3 protein-coding genes are annotated in these 3,118 nt (G+C 63.4%); 2 read left to right on the top strand and 1 reads right to left on the bottom strand.

The window, feature by feature from the left end; all coding sequences use genetic code 11:
* Both GSQ82_RS15105 and GSQ82_RS15100 read left to right on the top strand, forming a co-directional pair.
* Positions 1-662: phosphopantothenoylcysteine decarboxylase (locus GSQ82_RS15105; protein ID WP_305794676.1), on the top strand; the 662-nt coding region annotated here is incomplete at its 5' end.
* A gap of 99 nt (positions 663-761) precedes the next feature.
* Complete coding sequence (locus GSQ82_RS15100; RefSeq protein WP_158793047.1) at positions 762-1,391, top strand: hypothetical protein; 630 nt, start codon at positions 762-764, stop codon at positions 1,389-1,391.
* A 214-nt stretch (positions 1,392-1,605) separates the two neighbouring features.
* On the opposite strand, the gene murJ is transcribed toward GSQ82_RS15100, so the two are convergent.
* Positions 1,606-3,118: murein biosynthesis integral membrane protein MurJ (gene murJ / locus GSQ82_RS15095; RefSeq protein ID WP_158793046.1), on the bottom strand; the 1,513-nt coding region annotated here is incomplete at its 5' end.

Below are 3,118 nucleotides of genomic sequence, written 5' to 3'. Positions count from 1 at the left end.
GGGGGGGGGTGGGTGCGCAGGATCTGGCTGGGGAGACGGTGCTGGTGACGGCGGGTGGGACGCGGGAGGCGATCGATCCGGTGCGGTTTATCGGGAACCGGTCGAGCGGGCGGATGGGGTATGCGTTGGCGGCGGCGGCGAAGAGGCGCGGGGCAAAGGTGATTCTGGTAAGTGCGCCGGTGGCGGTGGCTTGTCCGGCGGGGGTGGAGGTGGTGCAGGTGGTGAGCGCGGAGGAGATGCGCGGGGCGGTAATGGATCGCCTGGGCGAGGCCACGGTAGTGGTGATGGCGGCGGCGGTGAGCGACTACCGGGTGAAGCGGGTGGCGGAACAGAAGATGAAGCGAGAGGGCGCGGTGACGCTGGAGCTGGAGGCTACGGAGGATATTCTGCGCGAGGTGGTGGAGAGGCGCGGGGCGGGGACGGTGGTGATCGGGTTTGCGGCGGAGACCGAGGATGTGCTGCGAAACGGGCGCGCGAAGCTGGAGCGGAAGGGCGTGGATGCGGTGGTGGTGAACGACGTTTCACGGGAGGGGATCGGCTTCGATGTGGAGGAGAATGCGGGGAGTATCCTGACGCGGTTTGGGGATGTGGAGCTTCCGAAGATGAGTAAGGCGGCGATGGCGGAGCGGATTCTGGACGAGGTGCGGGGGCTGAGGCTGTGAGGAATCTGCGCGGGCGGTGTTGGAGAAAATAGTGGGCGATTGTCACATTTCGTGCTGCCGGCTGCATGGCAGAGGCTTGAACTAGTAAACTAACGGCACATGAGTTTCCGCAAAGCAGTTCTCCTTCTTGCCGCCCTTGTTGTAGCCTCGACCGTCTCCGCTCACGCGCAACTTGGTGTTTATGGGATGTTCACCGTGGACCGGTTGAGCAACCAAGTGTCTTCTCCTCTTCCCGCGTTGCCGGATAATGCAGCGAATGCACGCTCGAACTCGGTCGATCCTCTGGGTGGCACGGGTGGTGTGTACTACGACTTCTGGAAGCTGGGGCCGGTGAAGATCGGCGCTGACCTGCGTGGAAGCATCCTGACCACGAGGCGGGGCGCTTATGTGAACTTCAACAGTGGCGGGGCGCGTATCTACTCAACGCTGGGCGGGATTCGGGCGGTGTTTCATACTCCCTTTGTGCCGTTGAAGCCGTATATTCAGGGGTCGGCTGGGCTTGGACGAAGCGACTATGGGCTGTCGAGCACGAACGATGTGGGTAAGATCGTTCTCTATAACAACTTCGAGTATGAGGCACTGGCGGGGTTGGATATCAAGCTGCTGCCAATCGTCGACTGGCGGGTTGCGGAGCTGGGTTATGGTGGGCTTGATCCGTTTGGGACGTTTAGCCATAACTATCCCATCAAGCAGGTGAGCATGGGGTTTGTGTTTCATCTTCCTTTCTAAAAGACTTTGTCCTGCCGGACGGGCCCACTACACGTGGGGTGGTCACTTCGTGACTTTTGTACCGGTCGGGGCAGGGCTTACTTCTTAGGGTCTCGCGTTGCTCGGCGGATGATTATGCCGACCAGCGGGAGGCCCTTTGGTGTTTAACTGGCACGACAAGGTATACACGTCTCGAAGCGACCTCGCGCTGAGGAAGCGGCCCGTCCGGCAGGACCTAGCTTGCCCGGGAGCGGAGTTGGCTGAGGAGCTTTGAACCGGTTAGGTGGAGGGTGGCAGCGGCGAGGATGGCCCAGGTGGTGCCTCCGACGACGAGGGAGACGATGTCGCCGAGGTGGGTCTGCGCGAGGGGGAAGAGGCGAAGGATGAGGGTGGTTCCGGCGAGACTGACGAGGCCGGCGACGGCGGCGCGGGCTATCTCGGGGCGGTCTGGGCCGGCGTAGGGGGTGTCTGCGGGACCGAAGAGTGGGACAAGGCTGCGGCGATGCGCGAGGATGGCAAGGGTGCCTGTCTGGAAGAGGATGGCGATGTTTGAGGCCCAGGCTAGGCCGATGACGCCGAAGTGGACGTGAAGCTGCCAGTAGATGGGGATGCTGAGGACGGTGATGATGGTTCCGGCGAGCATGGGGGCGAAGGTTTCGCCCGCAGCGTAGAAGGCGCGGGCGTAGATGGACTGCGCGGTCCAGAGGGCAAGCGAGAGAGCGAAGATGGCGAAGTAGGTTGCGGTGGAGCGGGCGTCGGCGGCCTTGAAGGAGCCGTGGCGGAAGACGATGTCGATGGCGGGCCGGGCGAGGGCGATCATGACTGCAGAGCCGAGTAGCGAGAAGGCGATGAGGCGGGAGACAGAGCGGTTGACGGCGGAGGCGAAGCTGGCGAACTGTTTGCGGCCGAAGAGTGAGGCGAAGAAGGGCATGGAGGCGGCTCCGGCAGCCTGGCCGATGATGGCCATGGGGGCGGAGAAGAGGCGCTTGGCGTAGTTGAGGCGGGAGATGTCTCCGGCGCCGCTTTTTGCGAAGTAGCCGGAGATCTGGCTGTCGAGCGTGATGATGGTGACGCCAAGCATGAGAGGGAGGGAGAGACGAACCCACTCGCGGAGGCCGGGATGTTTGAGGTCGAGGAGCGGCTGGTAGCGCATGCCGGCGCGATAAGCTCCGTAGGCGTTGAGGAGGAAGGGGCCGAGGTAGGCTCCGGCGAGTGCGCCGACGCCGAGGGAGGAGATGCCCATGCGGCTGGCGAGGAGAACTCCGCCGAGGATGATGCAGAGGTTATAGACGAGTGGCGAGAGGGCCTGGAAGGAGAACTGTTTGCGGACGAGGAGGACAGAGGTGAGGACGCCGCCGGCGAAGAAGAAGAGCTGTCCGGGGAGAAGGATGCGGGTGATCCTGGTGCAGAGGATGCCTTCGGGCGAGGCAGGGTCGAAGTAGAGGCGGATGTAGTAGGGGGTGAAGATCTCGGCGAGGAGGATGGCGGTGCCGAGGACGAGGACCATGGTGTTGAGGATGATGGAGAGGGCGCGTTCGCCTTCGGCCTCGTCGCCGGTGGCGCGGTAGCGGTCGAGAATGGTGACGAAGGTGATGGAGGCTGCTCCGCCGACGAGGAGGTAGTTGATGAGTTCGGGGAGGTAGAAGGCTACGTTGTAGGCGTCGGTGTTGTGGCCGGCTCCGAAGCGGTAGGCGATGAACCACTCGCGTACGAGGCCGATGATGCGGGAGAGTAGTGCGGAGAGGGTG

This window comes from Granulicella sp. L60 (genome assembly GCF_009765825.1).
Taxonomy (GTDB): Bacteria; Acidobacteriota; Terriglobia; order Terriglobales; family Acidobacteriaceae; genus Edaphobacter.
Note: the sequence above shows the minus strand (reverse complement) of the source record. Positions and strands in the feature narration are given on the sequence as shown.

Coding starts and splice junctions, on each gene's coding strand:
- GSQ82_RS15100 (WP_158793047.1), top strand. CDS start 762: ATGAGTTTCCGCAAAGCAGTTCTCCTTCTTGCCGCCCTTGTTGTAGCC.